Here is a 20,189-nt window from a genome sequence, read left to right as displayed (position 1 = left end):
CTCCTGTCGAGACCATCCGAAGCAGCGGGACAACCAAAACCAGGCCAACGGGCGGCTGGAACTCCCACGATTGTGCGAGACGATTGCGCGCAATTGGGTTATGAGACGATCGCATAAACCACCTGTGCCGATGTCCAAACCTGCTCTCCCCAGTTCCACGTTCGATCCCGTCCGGCTGGACGCCCTCAAGGCGCTCGATCTGCTCGATACGCCGCCGGAGGCGGAATTCGACGACGTTGCTCATCTGGCGGCATTGGTCTGCAACACTCCGGTTGCTCTGGTCAGTCTGGTGGCCGGGGATCGGCAATGGTTCAAGGCGCGGGTCGGCTTTCCGGCCTGCCAAACCGATCTGAACGCCTCGGTCTGCGTCCACGCGCTCGCAGCGCCCGATCTCCTCATCATCCCGGACCTGACCGCCGACCCGCGGACGCGCGACAATCCGCTCGTGACTGGTGAACCGTCGATCCGGTTCTATGCTGGAGCCCCCCTGCGCAGTCCTGACGGGCATGTGCTCGGCAGTCTGTGTGTCATCGACCATAAGCCTCGGGCCCGAGGCCTCACCACCGCGCAGGCGGACGGTCTGCGGCGGCTGTCGCGGCAGATCACGACCGTGCTGCGCGAGCGGCAGCTCAACCGGGACATGCGGGCCGCTCGGGACGCGCTGCGGATCTCCGAGGAGCGGCTCACCTTCGCCTTCGCGGCGGCGGGCGGCCTCGGTTGGTGGGATTGGGACATCCGGGCCGACCGGCTCTATGCCGGCGAACAATTCGCTCGAATGTTCGGTGTCGATCCGACCGAAGCGGCGAAGGGCGCGCCGCTCTCGGCCTTCATCGATGGCATCCACCCCGATGATCGGGGATGGGTCGGCGAGCGGATCCAGCTCGCTCTCGAGAAGGGGGGCGAATTCAGCGAGGAATATCGCCTGCGCCACGGCGATGGGACGATCTCGTGGGTCCATGCCCGCGGACGCTGCTTCCACGATGCCGATGGAAGAGCGTCCCGCTTTCCCGGCGTGGTCCTCGATGTGACCGCCCATCGTGACGCGGTCGCGGCCCGCCTCATCAGTGAAGCCCGGTTGCGGACGGTCATGGAAGCCGTACCGGTCGGCATTCTGCTGGCCGAAGCCCCGTCCGGCCGCATCCTGATGGGCAACAGGCGGCTGGCCGACTTTCTCGGTCACGACACGCTCTATGCTCCCTCCAGCAACGCCTATGGCAGTTTCGTGGCCTTCCATGGCGACGGGCGGCCCGTGGAGGGACATGAATATCCGCTGGCGCAGATCACCAGCGGTGCGTGCAAGCGGGCGAGCCTCGAAGTGCAGTACCAGCGCCCGGACGGCACACGCCGCTGGATCGCGATCGTCGGCGAGGCGATCGAGGATGAGCAAGGCGCGACCATGGGTGCAGTGGTCGCGGTCAGCGACATCGAAGTGCGCAAGGCCGCCGAAGCCCATCAGGACATTCTCAACCGCGAGCTATCGCATCGATTGAAGAACACCCTGACGATGGTCCAGTCGATTGCCTCTCAGACCCTGCGCAACGCATCGAGCCTCGACGCTGCCCGCGATGCCTTGGCAGCCCGATTGATCGTGCTCGGCAAGGCGCACGACATTCTACTGGACGGGCAGACCGACAGCGCCCGCGTGGATCGGGTGGTGCAGGAGGCCGTAAACCTTCACGACGACACCGGACAACGCTTCCGGGTCACCGGCCCTGACCTGCTGATCGGCCCGTCTGCCGCGCTCTCGCTCGGCCTCATGCTGCATGAGCTCGCGACCAATGCGCAGAAGTACGGCGCCCTCTCGGCGCCGGGGGGCAGGGTCTCGATCGAATGGACGGTCCAAGGGGAGGGGGCGGATGCCGTGTTCCAGTTCGACTGGCAGGAGCAGGACGGCCCGCCGGTCACGCCTCCCACGCGCAAGGGTTTCGGCTCACGGTTGATCCAGCGCGGCCTTGCCGGGGGCGGCGTGTCGCTTCGCTATCGCAGCCTGGGGGTGCATTGTACGTTGCGTACCCCGCTCGCCGAACTGCGCATCGACGTGCAACCGCTCGCACTCCCCTGACGAGTCCGATGCGTGATCGGCGCAGTCGACACGCGCTTGTGATGCGTCGACGGATGCAGGCGGAGCCTTTAGAGCGAAACGCCGTAGAGAACTAAAGACCGATGGCAGGATGACGCAGGCCATGGTGACCGCGAACTGCCGCAATCGCGCGGCATCTTTATCGAGGGCAAGAATTCGTTAATCGTCATCTGGCCCTGGCATGGATTGAGATTGGGTGCGGGGCCGCTGGTGTTCGAGACATATCCGGGGAAGCAGCGGAGGCTTTTGGGCGCCGGCCTCGCAGCCACGCTGACCCTCTTGAGCGCTTGCGCCGGCCGCCCGACCGGAGTGCTTCTCCCGATCGCCGAAACCGGGATGCTTCCGGGCACATCGCGGGTCGAGATGCTGGTGGCGACGACCCGCAAGTCGGCAAGCGATCGCGGTGTGCTTTTCTCCGGCGAGCGCGGCGACGCGGTCACCTATACCGATCTGGCCGTCTCGATCCCGCCGGACACGACGCGTCAGCCGGGGACCGTCCAATGGCCGAAATCGCTCCCCGGAAATCCTGCGACCGATTTCGTTGCCCTCCGCGCCGAGCCGGTCGAGCGCTCGAAAGTGTCGGCCTGGACGGGCCGCACGGTTCGACGCGGGGCCAAGCGCCACGTTCTCGTGTTCATCCACGGCTTCAACAACAAGTTCGAGGATGCCGTCTTCCGGTTCGCGCAGATCGTGCACGATTCCGGTGCCGAGGTGGCGCCGGTGCTGTTCACGTGGCCGTCGCGCGGGTCCGTGCTGGCCTATGGCTACGACCGGGAAAGCACCAATTTCTCGCGCAACGAGCTCGAGACATTGCTGCGAGATCTCGCGAAGGATCCGAATGTCGGTGAGATCACGGTGCTGGCCCACTCGATGGGCAACTGGCTCACCTTGGAAAGCCTGCGCCAGATGGCCATCCGTGACCGTCACGTCGCGCCCAAGATCCGCAATGTCATCCTGGCAGCGCCGGATGTCGACATCGATTTGGCCCGGTCCGCCTTCCGCGATATGGGCCCGAACCGGCCGCGGCTGACCCTGATGGTGTCCGGCGATGACCAGGCGCTGGCGGTGTCGCGGCTGGTCTGGGGCGACAGCGTGCGGTTGGGCGCCATCGATCCGACGGCCGAGCCGTACCGTACGGAACTCGAGCGTCAGAATATCGGCGTCCTCAACCTTTCGACGGTGAAGGGCGACGATCCCCTCAACCACGGCAAGTTCGCCTCCGGCGATGTGGTGGCCCTGCTGGGCAAGCGCCTCGCCGATGGCCAGCCCATCTCGGACGGCCAGATCGGCATCGGTGATCGGTTGGTGAGCACGGCGGCCGGCGCCGCCTCGACCGTGGCCACCGGTGCAGCGCTGGCGGTGGCTGCTCCGGTCGCCATCATCGATCCGCAGACGCGCGAGACATATGGCGAGCATCTGTCGAATGTCGGCTCGCGCCTCCGCGATACGGTCGGCTCGACCGTCGATCTCGCCGGCGCCCCCGTACGGGCTATGACCGGCAATCGCTAGCCGGCTCGTCCCCTCATCAGCCGAGACGAGCCGGCTCTGCGAAAACCGCTGTGTCAGGCGGCGGACGTTCTCGGCGAAACCTTAGCAAGGTGCGGGGCATGCCGGAGATCATCGGGTGTCTTGAAATCTCGCGCGGCACCACGGGACGCCTGGACGCCGCGTGGGAAGCCGCTTCGATTCCGGTAGGATCGCTTTCGACCGACATCGCGGCTGTGCCGCGCCGAATGGGCTTTGGCGTCGATGAGATCGACCGCCGTGATGCCGAGGAGAAGGGCGAGGGCGACGACGACGTTGTCGCGCTTCGGGTTGTCGTGCCGCAACGCCGTCATCACGGTCGCGATATCGATCCCGTCCCCGGCGACGCGGCTCCACAGACCGAGATTCTTGTCGACCGACAGCGAGAGGATGCCGCTGCCGATTTCGCGAACGCCGTAGACGCGCACCAAGGCCTCCTTGCCCTCCATTCCGAGCGGACGCGTGATGCTGCGCGGCGCGAGAAGTTCAGTGAGGCCCAGGGCCAGGCTGAACCAGCCGAGACCCTTGGCAAGGCTGTCCGGCACGCCTCGCGAACTCGGTCCGGACCGTAGAACCTTCGGATCGCCCTCGGACCGTGTGATGTTCGAGAGGCTCGTGAGGCTTGAGATGTTCGTCATGATCTCTCTCGATGGGTCAGGGTTTGAGAACGACTTTGATGCAGCTGTCCTGCTTGTCGCGGAACGTTCGATACATCTCCGGTCCCCGGTCGAGCGGGACCTCGTGGGTGATGACGAAGGAGGGATCGATCTGCTCCTCCTCGATCCGGCGGAGGAGGTCGGGCGTCCAGCGTTGCACGTGCGTCTGACCCATACGGAAGGTCAGGCCCTTGTTCATCGCCGCGCCCATCGGGATCTTGTCGACCAAGCCCCCGTAAACGCCCGGTATCGAGATCAGGCCGCCCGGACGGCACACATAGATCATCTCGCGCAAGACGTGCGGCCGGTCACTCTCGGCGAGCAGAAGCTGCTTGGTTCGATCATAGACCGTATCCGGCATGGATAGCGTGACGTGGCTTTCCATGCCGATGCAGTCGATACACTTCTCGGGACCCTCGCCGCCGGTCAGTTCATTGAGCCGCTCGACGACATTCTCGTCGTCGAAATTGATCGTGATGGCACCTCCGGCCTCCGCCATCTCCAGGCGCTCCGGGATATTGTCGATGGCCACGACCTGCTCGGCGCCCAGAAGGATCGCCGAGCGGATCGTCATCTGTCCGACGGGCCCGCAGCCCCAGATCGCCACGGTGTCGGTGGGGTGAATGTCGGCCTGCACCGCCGCCTGCCAGCCGGTCGGGAAGATGTCGGACAGGAAAAGGAGCTTTTCGTCGGGAATACCCTCCGGCACCTTCTGGACGGTCGTGTCGGCGAAGGGCACGCGCAGGTACTCGGCTTGGCCGCCCGGATAGCCCCCGGTGAGGTGAGAATAGCCGAACAATCCCGCAGTCGTATGGCCGAACACCTTATCGGCGAGGTGCTTCTTGCGATTGCTCTTTTGACAGACGGAGTAGTAGCCGCGCTTGCACTGATCGCACTCGCCGCAGACGATCGTGAACGGCACGACGACCCGATCACCTTTCTTCAGCTTGCCGTTGAGATTGCGGCCGGTCTCGACGACTTCGCCCATAGTTTCGTGCCCCAAGACGTCGCCGGGCAGCATGGCTGGGATGAAGTTGTGGAACAGATGCAGGTCGGATCCGCAGATCGCGCAACTCGTCACTTTGACGATGACGTCGCGCCCGTCTTCGATCTCCGGATCGGTGACGGTGTCGCAACGGATGTCTTCCTTCCCATGCCAAACCAGGGCTCGCATCGCCTTCTTCTCCCATCGGCTGAAGGTGCGAGAGCCAGATCCGAGGGATGTATCGGAGCTGAAGTCTCGCGGGATGGTGGTCGGGATTTCAACGGGGCGAACCGGCCCGATCTCCGCAGCGTTCCCGCGGACAATTCCCTAGGAGACCTCCGCTACGCGGCACTCATCGGACGGAACGCAATCGATCCTGCGTCGGCAGCGCACCGGCGCCGGACCTCAGGACATGCCCGGATCGCCCTGCCCAGCGCACCACGTCTCTCGCAGGTCCCCGCGGCTTTGCCCGGTGCTGTCGGATGGGGGGCAACTCGTGCCGCCCTTACGTCGGCAAACTGCAACGTGCGCCGCAAGTCATCCAATACGAAATCGATAGGGGAACGCTTGACCCGCCACCTTGTGAGTCCCAGTACATACTTGCTTGGAATCCAGTTGCCATATTAATGCGCAAATATTAGATTTATATTTCCCATTTTCCGCAGAAATTCAGATCCGCCGTATACAAGACTTTACCGAATTCGTCCCGCAGAATTGCCCGGTAATGCTGGGTGATGCCGTCAGGAAGGTCGCCGTCGCACAGTCCAGGCAAGGCCAGTATCGTCGCTTGGCGAGCCTCGACAATGTCGCGATACGTCTCGCCGTCTTCGTCACGCGTTTCTTCGCAACCCTTGACTGTGTCTATGTAAAAACGTGGCATTTTCTATGGTTTCTTGCCCAAAAAATAGGCATCAGATACAAATCCGAACAGATAAAAGAGCAATAACTTGGGTTATGATCATTACGAGAATCACAATACATCGATCGCAGGCAGGGGCACTGGCGTGTCCGGGGAAATTCCTAAGGAACTGGACAGATGTACTTTGTTGATCCGAACAATTGAATTGAGCGGCATCCTGGAGGGAGTCCTATGGAGCCGAGCATCCCCGTCATCGAGTTCAATCGCGAGAGGCCTGATACCGATCGCATCCCGTGGCACCGAGCCCCGGCGCCGGATGGAAGCGTGTCCGGTTGTGCCCTGTCACGCAAGCTCGACGCATTCGGCCCACTCACGGAGCAGGATCGGTCGGCGCTTACGGGATTGACCGTCTACACGCGCCCGGTCGGGCGGCATGTCGTGCTCGTCGAGCAGGATTGCGCGGCCGACCATGCGCTCATCGTCTTCGCAGGGTTCGTTGGCCGGCATAAGCGCCGCGCATCCGGCCGACGCCAGATCCTGGCCTATCTCATCCCCGGTGATCTCTGCGACCGGGGTGCTCTCCACGGATACCCTCTCGACCACGCCATCGAGACGCTCACCCATTGCCGGATCGCCCGGGTCCCGCGTGCGGCCTATCTCGATTTGCTCGACAACCATCCCCGGATCGCGTTCGCCCTGCAACGCGCACGGCTCGCCGAAGAGGCAACGGGGCGCGAATGGATCGCCAATATCGGCATCCGCTCGGGTGTCGAGCGCGCGGCTCATCTTCTGTGCGAATTGCTGGAGCGCCTGGGATCGATCGGCCAAGCCTCCGACGGTCGGTTCGACCTGCCGTTGACCCAAGCGGATCTGGCCGAAGCTCTCGGGCTGTCGAGCGTCCACATGAACCGCGTCCTGCAAACCCTCCGGCGCGACGGGATGATCGCGTTGCAGGGCCGCCATCTCCGGATCCTCGCCCCGCGACGGCTGCGCCAACTTGCGGAGTTCGAGGCCGGTTACCTCTAGATCCTTGGTCCCTTCACGGACTTACCGCCCCTCCCGGCGAAATCGCAATCCGTTGGCGAGATGGGCTCGATCGAGTGGGGTCGAGCGCGCCTCTACGGTGCGTCTTGCACGGCGGGATGGACACCGGCGGCCGTGGCGATGAGCACCGCTTCGGGAAGGGTTTGGGCGCCGAGCGCCTCCATCAGCCGAGCCCGATGGATCTCCACCGTACGGGGGCTGATACCCAGGGTGCGAGCGATGGTTTTGTTGGTGCCTCCCGCCAGCAACCCTTCGAGCACCGCGCGCTCGCGGTCCGACAGGGTCGCGACCCGCTCACGAGATTCATCGCGTGCCCGCGATCGATCGGCGGTATCGCGGATATCCGCAAGCGCCGTCTTTACCGAAAAAATCAGTGCGTCATTGGTCCAGGGCGCTTCGAGGAAATCGACCGCTCCCGCCTTCATGGCGCGAACTCCGAAGCCGACATCGCCGGCGCTGGCGCCGACCGTCACCACCGGCAGGTGCGTGCGGTAGGCCTGAAGCTCCTTCGCAATCACGAAATCGCCGCGCTCTTCCAAGTCGAGCACGACGCAGCCGGGCATCAGGGAATTGGCAATCTGCAGGAGGGCCCGACCGCTGTCGAAGCCCTGGACCTCGTATCCAGCGGCCTGGAGGGCAGCTGCGAGTTTCAATCGGGCCTCATCCTCGGTCGCGACCACGTAGGCGTGCAGACCCGCGTCCATCGTGATGTCTTGCGCGATCCCACCCACTTGGCGGCTGCGACCATCCTCCGCTGGGATCGGGAAGAAGGTGTCCCGGATCCGGCGTACGGCCCGGTCCGAGGCACGCAGGATGCGATATTCCACGACCAGCGTCTCACCGCGACCGACCCGCTCCAACGCCTGTGCCGCGCCGTCACGATCATCCGGGTGCACGCTGGCCAGCCATGCGGCGATATCTGGCATGTCCTCTACGGCCATGCCCCAAATCCTCTCGAAAGCCGGACTGAGATAATCGAGCCGCTGACTTTCCACATCGGCCAACCAGAGCACGTTTGCCGAATGATCGGCGAAGCGCCGGAAGCGCTCCTCGCTCTCGCGCAGGGCCCCTTCGGCGCGCCGCTCCCGATCGACATCTTGCAGCACCACGATGGCCTGTTGGATCTCGCCATTGCTCTTCAGCACCGGAATCGAGCTGACGCGCATCCAACAGGCATGCCCCTCGGCGGTCCGGTGCAGGAAGCTCGTGCCCTGAACGACCTCGCCCCGGATCGCCCGCGCAAACGGGTATTCATTCGGTTCGAGGATCCGGCCATCGGTGTCGAAACCAGTCCATTGCGGCCGCAGCTCGGGACTGACGGAGGGAGCCTTGCCGCCCGGCAGGAACCGCCGACAGAGCGGATTGGTCAGCACCGCCTGGCCATCGGCTCCGAACAGTCCGGCTCCGAAGGGAAGATGCTCGATCAGCGCAGCGAACCGGGCTTGTTGCGCCTCGATTTCCCGCAGGGCGGATAGGAACCGCTCCTCCGTGCTGACCCGCTCGGTCGTCTCGTGCACATGGCAGAGCACGCCCTGCACCTGCCCACCATCGTCCCGGACCGGGGAATAGGCGAACGTCCAATGGCTCTTCTCCCGGACCCCGTGGCGATTCACCGTGGCGGTGTAATCTTCGAGATAGCTTGCCTCCCCGTGCAACGCACGATCGGTCAACGGCCCGATCTGATCCCAAGCCTCGCTCCACACCTCCGGGAACGGACGCCCCAAAGCCTCGGGCTTAGCGCCGAGGATGGGCCGGTAGGCATCGTTGTAGAAGCTGACGAGGTTGCCCCCCCAGGCAAGATACATCGGAAAGGCCGAATTGAGCATACTGCTCAACGTGTACCGCAAGGCGAGGGGCCAGCCTTCGATGGGCCCGAGTGGGGTGGCGTCCCAGTCGTGCTCTCGAATGCGGAGAGCCACTTGGCCGCCACCCGTCAGGAAATCGTCGGTATCTACGCTGATCCGCTTCCGGGCTTGCATCGGGATGGACCACTCCAAGGTTCAGAGACCGTTGTGGTGGAAGGAGCCCATTCTACGGGGCCAGCGATGCGCGGATCAGGCAAGCTGGCTTGTCCAGACGTGGCCAATCTCTTCCTTGAGCGTCAATGCGCTAAACTCAAAGTGAGGTCATATCCTTCATGTATGTTGATCGATGATGCGTAATCGCATTGCGCGATGGCGGCTGTAATAGCCTTGACCACTTCGGCATTTGGCATGCTCGATCGATTCATTGATTTTTGTTGGAAAAGCATACCCCCGCACCGATAAGAGGACGCGGGACGAGTTAGATGATACGCACTTAGCCAGGCTAATATACAAACGTGCGCCACCGAGATAAACATTTTAATCAATAAGGAATTGGTATCGATTAAATACTATATCATCAAACCCAAATTTCAATGGTCGATATCGATGTAGACAAGCGACGCTGGTCGCGATGGTCATTTGTACGTGCCTGACAAATGACGCCTCCAGTATAGACAATTGTTGATCTTAGAAATTTTTCTGGTTGCTGGTCGACGGTTGGTCGATGGCCCCACCCGAAGATTCGGCAGGGTGATCGCATATCCAACAGGATGGGCGGCGAGACCGCGCTTCCTGCCGAGAGCCGGCGGCACGCATGCCGCTCGGCGATCGACGAAGCTGGTCGCGAACTCGCCGCCCGAGCAGGGCGCTATCGGTTGCCAGACTCGTTCTTCCCTTCACCACCGGCGCGCCCGGCGGGAGCGTTGTCCCGTGCGGCGAGCCCGTCCCTCGTACCGCCGGAGGCTGACGAGTTCGTACCAGACGCTGACGTCGAGCCGGTCGTCTGCGGGTTAGGATTTCCCGGCGCATTCGCGTTGGCCGTCATGCCGCCCATGAATTCACCGCGCTGCCAATTGGGCATGCCGATGGAGGCGAGGAGATTCGTGGTGAGCGTGCCGGTCGGCTCCAGCCCCTGCGCTTGCTGGAAATGGGTCGCAGCAATCGTCGTGTCGTTGTTCCAATTGCCATCGAGATGGCCGGCGGCGTAGCCTCGCTGGTTGAGGACCTGCTGAATCTGGCGCACGCCATCGGCGTTCATCCAGAGGGGCTCACCGGGACTGTCGGCGCGCTCCATAGCAATGCGCTGATTGTCGACTTGCCGATCCCCGCCCGAGCCGGCCGCCTGCGAAGGCTGAGGCCGCGCCGTATTGGCGGCCTGTGGACCGGTGCCGTGCCCGGACGAGAAGATCGGATCGGTCAGGCCCAGGGCGGCGATCAGGCCGACTTCGAGCCGTCCGGTCGGCTCAAGACCGTGCACCTGCTGGTAGCTGCGCGCTGCCTGCACGGTCGCCGGCCCCCATCGCCCGTCCACCTGTCCGGTATTCCAGCCCTGCTGATTCAGAGCCTGCTGGATTTGCCGGATTCCGGCCGGGCTGACGTAGAGCGGCGTGCCGCGGCTGTCGGCGCGTTCGACGACGACACGCTGGTTGTCGGCCCGCTTCGTGCCCTGATCGGCTCCCTGGCCCGCGTCCTGTCCGTCGCGATTGCCGAGAACGACGTCCTTCTCGAGACCCAGGCCGTAGACGAGCGGAATCGTGAGCGTCCCGGTCGGCTCCATATTCTGCGCCTGCTGAAAGCTGCGCGCCGCGGATGTGGTCTGCGCGCTCCAGCGCCCATCGACGGTTCCGGTGCTGTACCCCTTCTGCGTCAGCGCCTGCTGAATCTGCCGTACGCCCGCCGAGCTGACGAAGATCTGCGTGCCTTGTCCGTCAGATTGGTCTTGAGTGGTCCGCTGATTGCTAACGGCCGATTGCTGCGCTTGTGCGTAGCCCCCTGCCAGTGCTGTAAGGACCGTACTTACGAGAAAGATTTGCTTCAAAGCCATGAAGACCTCCTGCCATGGACATGGAGGCGAACCGGGCCTGTCGACCGCCGTTTCCTACGGAGGAACCCCTAGGAGACACCCGGCGTGAGCGGACCCATTGTCCAATCGCCGCCTTTTTCGTCGCTGCTCGACACCCAGCATCGCTTGGGATCAACCGACCCTCGCAATGGCCGCTTTGGCGATTGTACCGCTTCGGTACCCATGCACTCTCGGCAGAGTCGCTTCGGCATCTCGATTGAACCGAACGTCGGGGCGAAGCACGACAAAGCCGTTCCGTCACCGACACGGTGCCGCTTCACACTTCAAGGTCGTTGCGGTCTTCCGAGACCGTTTCGCCTCCCTTATTGTCCGCCTGCGTACTGGTCTCGTGTCGATCAATCGTATTCACATGATCGGCAGGCGGGGCACCGAGACTCGCTGGTCAATCGCGGCATGCTTCCCTTCCTGTGCGATGGTGAACGGAGAAGATTGACACACCCGCATCTGCTCGTAATCCTGACAGGTGGTACGTGATTCTACGCAGGAGCAATCCGATGCGTGCTCTCAATGTCTTTCTGGCAGCTTTTGCCCTGGCCACGGGCGCCTTCTGGTTCACGATGCTCTCGAATCCGCCGAGGACGGCTGCCGCCCCGCGTGCCATCGCCGATTCCTGGCCGGCGAAGCCGAAGGCTCCGCCCATTGCCGACGACTACGACTCCGAGTTTTGAACAGGGCCTTGTCCTTCTTCCAGCACATAGATCAGCGTTGCGCAGCGTGACGTGCAGTCCAACGCCTCTATTCTGATCCAGTGAGTTCTATCTATAAGTATCGCTTCACTATTTGGTTTTTGTATAATTTTGGGATTCCTTAGACGAAGGCACGGCCGGGCCCGAATATGGCGCCTCGTCGGACAATTCGAATCAGTTGTCATCCCGGTCGCAACAGACGGTCGAACACCGCAAGAACAAGTTTGGCCGATGTGGTCCGGAACCGCTCATCAAGCGAACACCACCCACGGTTTTCGGGCTTGATAGCTTTGGCCCGCGCTGCCTCATCCATCGTTCATCCGTCGCGCCGTTCTACAGCATCACATCCCAGCGTCCGACCTCAAAGGCGATTCAGCGGAATGGGTGGTGTAGGGAGCGGTGTTCGCCGTGCCCGTCGAACATCCTCTGCCGAGCGGTCCAGAGCCTTGCGGCTGAAGCCTCTGTGACACTTCGGTCGGTTGGGGGCGGACGGCGTGGAGATCATTCCTAGATACGGTGTCGGTGCGGACGGCTGGTTAGGACGCCGCACTGCCCGCCGACATTCATGCTCCAAGAAGGCTGCCGTGACCGAACCTACATCGCACCCGGTACGACCGGACACGGACCCGCGCAGCACCCCCTCGCTGATTGCAGCCGCCGCCCGTGATGCGAGTGCTCAGTTGGCCGATCTGCTTGCGTTGGCGCGGATCGAAATGCGCGGAAACGTGAGGGCCGTCGCGATGCTCGCATTGCTGTTCGGCGGAGCAGTGCTGCTGATCCTCGTCTCGCTCGTCCTTCTGCTTCTCTCGGTGCGGGATGCGGTCGCGGTTCTCGTCGGATCCGATGCGATCGCCGCACTGATCGTGGCTCTGCCCTTCCTGATCGCAACAGCAATTCTGATGTGGGCCGGCCTTCGGAGAATGAGTCTGCGAGAGGTGCCGAGAGGAAAAACACCCGATCATTCGTAAAGTGCAGGCCCCGCCCCCCGCCTGACACCGCTGGGCCTTAGCTCAGGTACCGTTGGCCATGACGACCGCACCGATCGGCGCGGCGGCGCGACGAGGGAGCAGAGCGATCGGGCGGAGGGAGAGGAGGTGTCCCGCATCGTGCAGCCGTTGCACTTTCGAAGATCGCCACGCAGTCTGGCGCGATGGCCGATCATGCTTCGCCCCACCGTCCGCTGCCCGAGAGCCTGACGCGGTTCCTGTCGGATCCGGCGTCACAGGTGATCCCGCTGCAGGCGCACGCCTTTCCCCGCCTCGACAAGCCCGAAACAACCAAACGCCGGCCCTCGCCGCCGAACCGGGCGATGCGTATCTTCCTTGCTTGGGCGCTCGCTTACAACATTCTCGGCTTCGCGATTATTGTCTTGCTATGGCGGAGCCTGGGGTGACAGTTTTCCAGTTGAAAATATCACACAAGGCTGTCGTTACAGCTTCGGCAGGACCGGCGCTGCGCCGTCAGCCTCTCGACAAAAGGGTTCGATTGCCTCTTCTACTGCGTGGCGCGCTAGGGGTCACATGAATTGCGCGGCAGAGAGGTAGGACGGCTTTTATCCGGCAGCGCGCGCAATCACCTCAATCCCGTTTCATGAACTTGCACTTGCCGTCGAGCGGCCACGGCCCTCTCACGTCGAACTCGGCGCAGAACTGGTCGACCGCGCGGGTGACGCCGGGGAAGCGGCCGCCGAGGCGATCGTAATCGTCGGCAATGAGCAGGCCGCCGGGCCGCAGCACCGGCCACCAGGCTCGCAGATCGGCGGCCACCGACGCCTCCTCGTGGCCGGCATCGAGATGGATCACGTCGGCACGGACGCCGCGCAGGCGCAGCAGCTCGGCCGCGTTCACCGAATCGAGGGGCAGGGGCAGGATTCGCTCGGCTTGGCCCTCGTGCAGGACGTTGGCCAGGAAGGTTCGATAGAGGCTCGGGAAGCCGTGCTCCGTGGCGAGCTCGGCAAACAGGGACTCGTCCGCCCAATGGTCGACGGCGCCGAGCCACGTGTCGACCGCGATCACCGTGCCGGGGACTCCGCGATCCGCCAGCATGCGAGCAAAATGGAGTGCACTCGCGCCCTTCCAGGTGCCGACCTCGACGATCACACCGGGACGGAACTCGTCCACCGCCTGCTCCAAGAACGGATGGTGGCTGCGCCATCCCTGAAGGTCGAGGGGTCGCAGCTGTGCCGGCGGATCGGCGAAGGGGTCGCGCCCATGCCACAACGCGGCGAGGAGGTCCTGTCGAGTCATGGCTTACCCCGGATTCGGGTGAGGTCTGGGCCGGCAGGCCCGGAGGGTTGGGATCAGGAGACCGCGTTCGCGGTGGTGAGCAGCGCGTAGAGCGCCTCGCAGCGGTCGAGCCACCGGTCGCGGGTGAACAGACGCTCGACGCGGGCACGGGGAACGCTGCGGGGAATCGTCAGTGCCTCGCCGATTGCCGTTGCGAGTGCAGCGGCATCGCCGGTCTGAACGAGGCATCCGGCTTCGCCGACAATCTCAGCGGCCGCTCCGGAATCGAATCCGGCTACGGGGAGGCCGCAGGCCATTGCCTCGACCGCCACCAGCCCGAACGGCTCGTCCCAACAGGGTGTGAACAGGAAGACCGAGGCGCGGCCGATCTCCGCCGCGAACGCGGCACCGGAGAGGTGACCGCCGTAGCGGATCGCGCCGCCGAGAAGCGGGGCGACCTGAGCGTCCCAATAATCCGGCTCCTCGATCGGGCCGAACAGGGTCAGCGCGAGGCCCGCCCGACGGGCTGCCGCGATGGCGAAATGCGTCCCCTTGATCGCCGCGATGCGCCCGCACCACACGGCGGTGCCGTCGCCCCCCTCCCGGAAAGGCCAGGCGTCGGGATCGACGCCGTTATGGAGCACCGAGACGGCGGACGGCGCACCCTCCAGCCACCACGCGCGGGCGTGAGCCTGCGACGTCGCGGTGATCCGATGGTTCGGGGCGAGGCTGTCCTGCACGAACCAGCGCAGGGCATCGTAGGGCGGGACATGGAGGGAGGTGAGCGTTGGCACCGCTGCGGTGCGCCGGCGCTCCAGGGGGAGGCGGCTCAGGCTGTTGTTGTGCAGTAGATCGAAGCCGCCGGCGGCGATCCGATCGCAGGCGGCGGCATAGCCGGCATCGACATGCGCCTTCAGCCCCGCATCGCCCCGATGCTCCAGCCCTGGGAAACGGCATTCGTGATGAACGGGGATCACCGGGTCGATGGTGAAGCGACCGTCGCTGTCGCCGGCGGCGAAGAGAACGATCTCGTGGCCGCGGGCCGTCAGGCCATCGGCGAGGTGCCAGGTATAGGCTTCGAGCCCCCCCGCGAAGGGCGGCGCGATCGGATGGCGGAGATGGGCGAGGAGGGCGATCCTCACGCCGTCACCGGTTCGGAGGCGGTTCCGGCCGCAGGCCCCGTCGCGCCCGCCTGCCCCTCCAGATGGCGGATGACCGACGCCGCGTTGTTGTAGGGCTGATGCCCCTGTTGCCCGGTCAGGGCGAGGTCGTCGGCATCGGGCCGTCGTAAGATGCGGATCGGCCGGTCGGGCGTATCGTCGATGAGGCCCATGATCTTGAAGGCGTAGAGCCAGTGGCCCATCGTGCGGTAGCCCCACTTGGTCTCGAACAGTTCCGCATTGCGGACCACGCTGTCGAGATGATGGACCGGCGGCATGTGGTGCCGGTGATACTGGTGGTAGGACAAAGCACCCTTGATCCAGGCGATCGGGATACCGCGCCGGTCCAGGATCTTGCCGAAATCGGTGTCCTCGCCGCCATAGCCCCGGTAGCGCTCGTCGAAGCCGCCGATCGCGAGAAAGGTGGCGCGCCGCATGGCGAAGCTGAGTGACCAGAAGCAGCGGTAATCGGTGCAGATCTCGATGCCGGTCTTGGGTGGTCCGCGGCGATCGGAATGCTTCTCGGCGATGCCGTTGAAGCCCTCGCAGGTCCAGTCGCCCGAAGTGGCGTGCTCGGGCAGATGAAGCACCTCGCCCATGAGCAATCCGTCGAGCTCGCTCAAGCCCCGCGCGTAATCGGCCACGAGGTCGGGCGACGGAATGCAGTCCACATCGAGGAACACGATCGTCTCGCCACTTGCGGCCGCGACGCCACGGTTGCGGGCGGTGGCAAGGGGCAGTTCGGCGCCCGGCACGAGGATCTGACGGACCGGGAACGAGGTTTCCGGCAGATCGTAGGGCGCATCCTGCATGACCGCGACGATGAACTCGGCGGGCGGCTGCGTCTGGCGTTCGAGGCCGATCAGGACGTTGCGCAGATGTCCCGGGCGACCCCGAGCCAGGGTCACGACGGATACGGTCGACATCACGAGAGGGGCTCCGGCTGCGAGGAGGACGGTACGGGTGTGATCACTCAGGCGGTCGCGACGACGCGCAGCGGAGCGGTCTCCGCCACACCGTCCGCTGCGCCCCGCCACAGTTCGTCGGTGAGCCCTTCGAGCCAACCGGCGGCGCGGGCCGCCGCCTCCGGCGCGTAGAGGCTGCGCAGGGCGGTCCCATCGAGAGCGCGGGCTCGGTCGAGAAGATCGCGCCAGCCTTGCAGGTCGCCGGGCCAGACGGGGGCCTGCACGGCGGCGCCCAATCGGACGAGGGCCTCCGCCTTGCGGGTCTGCTCGCCGAAATAGCGCCATTCGGGCATCACGATCAGGCGTCCCCCGACGCGGGCGACCTCGTGCACGGTGTTGTCGCCGGCGGAGGCGACGACGATGTCGGCGGCGGCGAGATAATCGGTGACCGAAGCGACCCAGCCGCATTCCCGCAGATTGGCGAAATCCGTCTCGTGCCCCTCGCGGTGGGTCGGTCCGAGAGTCAGCCACAAGGCCTCGGGCGCCGCCCGCGCCGCCACGGTCAGGGGGGCGTAGGGCGTCCCGCTGCCGCCGCCCCCGGTCACCGCGACAATGATCTCGCGGTCGGGGTCGAGGCCGAGTCTCTGCCGCGCCTCCGCGCGGGTCCGCACCCGGTCGAGGCTGGTGCAGAGACCGCCGCTGTAGAACGTCTTGGCGCGCAGGGTGTCCGGATAATCGTCCTGCTCCAGCCGTTCGTCGAAGGGGGCGAGCATGCCGACGCAGGCCTCGTAGGCGCCGAGATGCCCGATATCGGATCGGTCGCCATGCATCCTGATCTGCACCGCGGGCACACTGGCGATCCGTGACAGCAGAGCGATCTCCGCCGAGACGTCGACGACGAACAGGCCGATGCCGCGCTCGTCGAGATGGTCGAGGATGGTCCGCATGGTCCGGCGCATCGCGGTCAGCCCCAGCGGCACGCAATGCATCACCTGCGGCGTCGGCTCGGCGTAGAGACGCGGCGTGGGCACGGCGGCGCCGATCATGTTGGGCAGGGCGACGATCTCGATATCGCGGGAGAACCCGTCGAAGAGCTGCGGCCCGGCGGTCAGCACCGAGACGGGGCGGTCGGCGGCGAACTCGGCCGCCACGGCCATCGTGCGGTTGGCATGGCCCCGGCCCTGGTGGTGAACGAAGAACGCGATCGGCTTCTTCATGAGCTTCCTTCAGGAGAACAGGGCGTCGGGCCGCAGCGAAGCGGCGAGCTCGGAGGATGTCGGGCAACGGATGAGGCGGATCGCCGGGGCGGATTCGTCCCAGGCGATGAGCCCGGCTTCCACGAACTGGCCGAGCCAGTAGCCCATGCACCAACGTCCGTGCCGGGCGCGGAACCGCTCCGCGTTGGCGAGGATCGACGCGAAATGCTGGAGCGGCGGCACGTGGACCGGATGGTGCTGGTGATAGGCGCGGGCGCCGGCGATCCAGAACGTCGGCAGACCGGTCCCGGCCAAACGCGCGGCGAAATCCGTTTCCTCCCCGCCGTAACCGGCGAAGGCCTCGTCCATCCCGCCGATCGAGCGCCATGCGTCGGCCCCGAGGGCGAAGGACAGGCCCCAAAGCTGGCCGGCATCGGGCTCGTACCGGATGCCGTTGTCTGGGATCGTGGGGCGGGCCGGATGCCGGCAGGCCTGTCGATCGAGCGTCGCGTCGGCGAGGCGGTCGTCGGCAGCGTCCGCCGAGGGCCGGTCCGGCGGCAGGTAGAGGACTTCGCCGAGGAAGAGGCCCACCGTCTCCGACGCGGCTGCGGCGTAAGCCGAAACGAGGCCGGTCGAGGGGATACAATCGACGTCGAGGAAGACGAGGAGATCGCCGGTCGCGGCCTCGGCGGCCCGGTTGCGGGCGGCGGCGAGGGGCAGCTGTTCGCCCGGGACCACGACGTGGCGCACGGGGCAGCCTGGATCGGGCAGCTCCCGGACCGGGTCCGGCTGCATCCAGGCGATGACGAGTTCCCCCGGGCGGACGCTCTGCCGCCTCAGGCCCCGCATGAGGTTGCGTAGGCGATCGGTCCGGCCGCGCACCAGGGTGAGGACGCTGACCCTCGACGCTTCAACAGGCATCGGCCGACAATCGGCGGAAGTGCAGGACACCCTCGATGATGCCGCGGGCATGCGAGGCGCGCGCGACGTAGGAATGGGCGAGCGCGGCGTTGGTCGCGAGCCCGTCGGAATAATTGGCGACGATGATCGCCTGGGTTCGAGCGCGCAGCATCTCGACATCGTTGCCGGAATCGCCCGCCACGAAGACTGCCCGCTCCGGCAAGCCGTAGAGCGCACGGACATGATCGACGGCGCTGCCCTTGGAGGCCGCCGCGGGCAGGACGTCGAGGTAGCGCCCGTGGGAGTGGATCACGTTCGCGCTCAGGCCCGCCGCAGCGAGGCGGTCGCGCACGCGTCGGGCGGTGACCGCGTCCCCGAAGAAGCTTAATTTATGCGTCCGCTGCTCCAAAGGGCCCTGAGGCACCAGCGCATCGAGCTCGGCGAGCGCCGCGTTCACGGCGGACCGGTCCCAGCCCGCCGAGACGGCGGTGCGCCACGCGGCATCCGCGGTGTAGGTCACGCCGTTGGCGTCGAGGTGATAGATTTCCGATCCGACGGAGGTGATCATCACCTGTGGCTGCGGGCTGTCTTGCTGCTCCAGCACCGCCATCGCACTGTGGAACGACCGACCGGTGGCGACACCGAAGGCCAAGCCGGCCTGGCGGCTGCGCCAGCGGCGAAAGATTCCCAGTCCCGCCTCGCAGCCCACCAAGGTGTTGTCGATGTCGCTCACCAGCAATTGCAAGGGCGCGGCCAACGGTGGCTCGGGAGTGAGCAGACCGCGCAACAGGGCATGGTAGCGGGCCGTGTGCCGCTCCCAATCGTAGGCCGCCGCCGCCCGCGATCCGCCCGACACGCAGCGGGAGCGGAAGTCGGCATCGGACAAGATGTGCAGGCAGGCCGCTGCGATGGTCGTCGGGGCCCGGGGATCCACCAGCAATCCGTTGCCGCAGATCTCGACGATGTCGTTGGGCCCGCCGCTATCGGTGGCGACGAGCGGCAGGCCCGCGGCGGAGGCCTCGAGCAAGGTCAGGCCGAACGGCTCGTTGAGGGCGGGATTGACGAACAGGCCGCCGCGCTCGCGGGCATAGGCGTAGATCGCCGGCACGTCCTCCGGGCGATGCGTCTTCGGGTAGGCGACGCGCCCGTAGAGGTCGTAGCGGTCGATCAGCACGAGGAGGTCGCGCATGGTGGCCGCCATGTCGCCGTCGAGCGTGTCGATATCCTCCCGGGTGCCGGCCACGATCACGAGGTTGGCGCGCGCCTGAAGCTCAGGACATTCGCCGTAGGCCCGGACCAGGGCCGCGAGATTCTTCCGCGCCACCGGCCGGGCGAGCGCGAGCAGCGCCGGCTTGTGCGGTTCGCGCAGGAAACGGTCGATGGTCGCATCCACCCTGGGGTGGGGACGGCTCGCCGCGAACCGGGCCAAGTCGCTGCCCGGTGGCAGGACGCGTACGCGGCCGGGATCGTAGGTCGTGTAGCCGGCATATTGCACTTCCGCCTCGTCGCGTGACGAGGCGACGACGAGGGCGGCGCGGGCGAGCGCGGCTTCTTCGGTGGCGATCCGGCGTGTCAGATCCGGAGACGGTACGGCGTCGGCTCCGAGGGTCGACAGCTTGACCCGTCCGAGCGAATGGGCGGTGAACACGAAGGGAATGCCGAGGCGGTCCTCGACGAGGCCGGCCACCGCCGCGGCGTCCGCGTAATGGGCGTGGATCAGGTCGGGCGGCGACGGCTGAGCGGCGATCCAGGCGATGAGGTTCCCGGCAAAGCTCTCGACCTCGCCGTACATCTCTTCCTTGACCCGGTAGCCCGGCGACGCGCTCGCAAGCCTAACGAGCGCGACCTTGTCGGCGATCGCCTCTTCGGGCACGGCGTAATCGGGACCGGGCAAATCGTGGAAGAGCCGCGTCGCCACGACGATGCGCGTGATGGTTTCGTCCTTGGCCGAGGCCGTAACGAGATCGAGCAGGTAACGGATATGGCCGCCGGTATCCGCCGTCAGTCCGTAGACGACGTCGCTGCCGCGCAGGCAGCCCTGTAAGGCGACGTGGAGAACGAACATAGGAGGTTCTATGGAT

Annotated in this window: 17 protein-coding genes; 6 read left to right on the top strand and 11 right to left on the bottom strand. The window is 65.3% G+C overall.

The annotated features are described in order from the left end of the window. The first annotated feature begins 130 nt into the window (after nt 1-130). Both OWC43_RS00325 and OWC43_RS00320 read left to right on the top strand, forming a co-directional pair. Complete coding sequence (locus OWC43_RS00325; RefSeq protein WP_393955270.1) at nt 131-2,062, top strand: PAS domain-containing protein; 1,932 nt, start codon at nt 131-133, stop codon at nt 2,060-2,062. A gap of 354 nt (nt 2,063-2,416) precedes the next feature. Further along, complete coding sequence (locus OWC43_RS00320) at nt 2,417-3,589, top strand: alpha/beta hydrolase (RefSeq protein WP_393955269.1); 1,173 nt, start codon at nt 2,417-2,419, stop codon at nt 3,587-3,589. A gap of 53 nt (nt 3,590-3,642) precedes the next feature. Here the strand turns inward: OWC43_RS00320 and OWC43_RS00315 are convergent, their stop codons facing one another. The 3 genes from OWC43_RS00315 to OWC43_RS00305 form a co-directional block, all read right to left on the bottom strand. Then, a complete protein-coding gene (locus OWC43_RS00315) occupies nt 3,643-4,242 on the bottom strand; it encodes a hypothetical protein (protein WP_137827306.1) in 600 nt (199 codons plus the stop codon). A 16-nt stretch (nt 4,243-4,258) separates the two neighbouring features. Next, complete coding sequence (locus tag OWC43_RS00310; RefSeq protein WP_393955268.1) at nt 4,259-5,434, bottom strand: zinc-dependent alcohol dehydrogenase; 1,176 nt, start codon at nt 5,432-5,434, stop codon at nt 4,259-4,261. A gap of 454 nt (nt 5,435-5,888) precedes the next feature. Continuing rightward, nucleotides 5,889-6,125 carry a DUF6894 family protein gene (locus tag OWC43_RS00305; protein WP_393955267.1) on the bottom strand — a complete coding sequence of 79 codons (237 nt, stop codon included), beginning with the start codon at nt 6,123-6,125 and terminating at the stop codon, nt 5,889-5,891. A gap of 303 nt (nt 6,126-6,428) precedes the next feature. Here OWC43_RS00305 and OWC43_RS00300 point away from each other — a divergent pair, with 303 nt between their 5' ends. Further along, entirely contained in the window at nt 6,429-7,130 is a 702-nt protein-coding gene (locus OWC43_RS00300) for a Crp/Fnr family transcriptional regulator (RefSeq protein ID WP_393955266.1), read from the top strand. A 92-nt stretch (nt 7,131-7,222) separates the two neighbouring features. On the opposite strand, the gene OWC43_RS00295 is transcribed toward OWC43_RS00300, so the two are convergent. Beyond that, nucleotides 7,223-9,127: a PAS domain S-box protein gene (locus OWC43_RS00295; RefSeq protein ID WP_393955265.1), complete on the bottom strand. Its 1,905-nt coding sequence runs from the start codon at nt 9,125-9,127 to the stop codon at nt 7,223-7,225. Nucleotides 9,128-9,821: 694 nt separating this feature from the next. After that, nucleotides 9,822-10,997 (bottom strand): peptidoglycan-binding protein, encoded by a 1,176-nt coding sequence (locus tag OWC43_RS00290; protein ID WP_393955264.1) that lies wholly within the window; start codon nt 10,995-10,997, stop codon nt 9,822-9,824. A gap of 533 nt (nt 10,998-11,530) precedes the next feature. Here OWC43_RS00290 and OWC43_RS00285 point away from each other — a divergent pair. The 3 genes from OWC43_RS00285 (at nt 11,531) to OWC43_RS00275 (ending at nt 13,115) form a co-directional block, all read left to right on the top strand. Then, entirely contained in the window at nt 11,531-11,704 is a 174-nt protein-coding gene (locus OWC43_RS00285) for a hypothetical protein (RefSeq protein ID WP_171015364.1), read from the top strand. A 662-nt stretch (nt 11,705-12,366) separates the two neighbouring features. Continuing rightward, nucleotides 12,367-12,690, top strand: a complete 324-nt coding sequence (locus tag OWC43_RS00280; protein ID WP_393958458.1) for a phage holin family protein — start codon at nt 12,367-12,369, stop codon at nt 12,688-12,690. A 182-nt stretch (nt 12,691-12,872) separates the two neighbouring features. Then, nucleotides 12,873-13,115: a hypothetical protein gene (locus OWC43_RS00275; RefSeq protein ID WP_393955263.1), complete on the top strand. Its 243-nt coding sequence runs from the start codon at nt 12,873-12,875 to the stop codon at nt 13,113-13,115. Between the two features lie 184 nt (nt 13,116-13,299). Here the strand turns inward: OWC43_RS00275 and OWC43_RS00270 are convergent, their stop codons facing one another. Genes OWC43_RS00270 through OWC43_RS00245 form a run of 6 tightly spaced genes read right to left on the bottom strand, consistent with a single transcriptional unit; the run spans nt 13,300 to nt 20,173 of the window. Further along, nucleotides 13,300-13,968 carry a class I SAM-dependent methyltransferase gene (locus tag OWC43_RS00270; RefSeq protein WP_393955262.1) on the bottom strand — a complete coding sequence of 223 codons (669 nt, stop codon included), beginning with the start codon at nt 13,966-13,968 and terminating at the stop codon, nt 13,300-13,302. Nucleotides 13,969-14,021: 53 nt separating this feature from the next. After that, nucleotides 14,022-15,089: a glycosyltransferase gene (locus OWC43_RS00265; protein WP_393955261.1), complete on the bottom strand. Its 1,068-nt coding sequence runs from the start codon at nt 15,087-15,089 to the stop codon at nt 14,022-14,024. Continuing rightward, a complete protein-coding gene (locus OWC43_RS00260; RefSeq protein ID WP_393955260.1) occupies nt 15,086-16,033 on the bottom strand; it encodes a glycosyltransferase family 2 protein in 948 nt (315 codons plus the stop codon). Before OWC43_RS00260 ends, OWC43_RS00265 begins: the two co-directional genes overlap by 4 nt. Before the next feature lie 47 nt (nt 16,034-16,080). Continuing rightward, a complete protein-coding gene (locus OWC43_RS00255) occupies nt 16,081-17,229 on the bottom strand; it encodes a glycosyltransferase (protein ID WP_137827290.1) in 1,149 nt (382 codons plus the stop codon). Between the two features lie 9 nt (nt 17,230-17,238). Further along, nucleotides 17,239-18,129, bottom strand: coding sequence for a glycosyltransferase family 2 protein (locus OWC43_RS00250; RefSeq protein ID WP_393955259.1), 891 nt, complete (start codon nt 18,127-18,129; stop codon nt 17,239-17,241). Further along, on the bottom strand, nt 18,119-20,173 hold the full coding sequence (locus OWC43_RS00245; protein WP_393955258.1) for an HAD-IIB family hydrolase: 2,055 nt from the start codon (nt 20,171-20,173) through the stop codon (nt 18,119-18,121). Before OWC43_RS00245 ends, OWC43_RS00250 begins: the two co-directional genes overlap by 11 nt. Nucleotides 20,174-20,189: the final 16 nt, after the last annotated feature.

The organism is Methylorubrum sp. POS3 (assembly GCF_043352485.1).
GTDB classification, from domain to species: domain Bacteria; phylum Pseudomonadota; class Alphaproteobacteria; order Rhizobiales; family Beijerinckiaceae; genus Methylobacterium; species Methylobacterium suomiense.
This window is presented reverse-complemented; position numbering and strand designations above follow the sequence as displayed.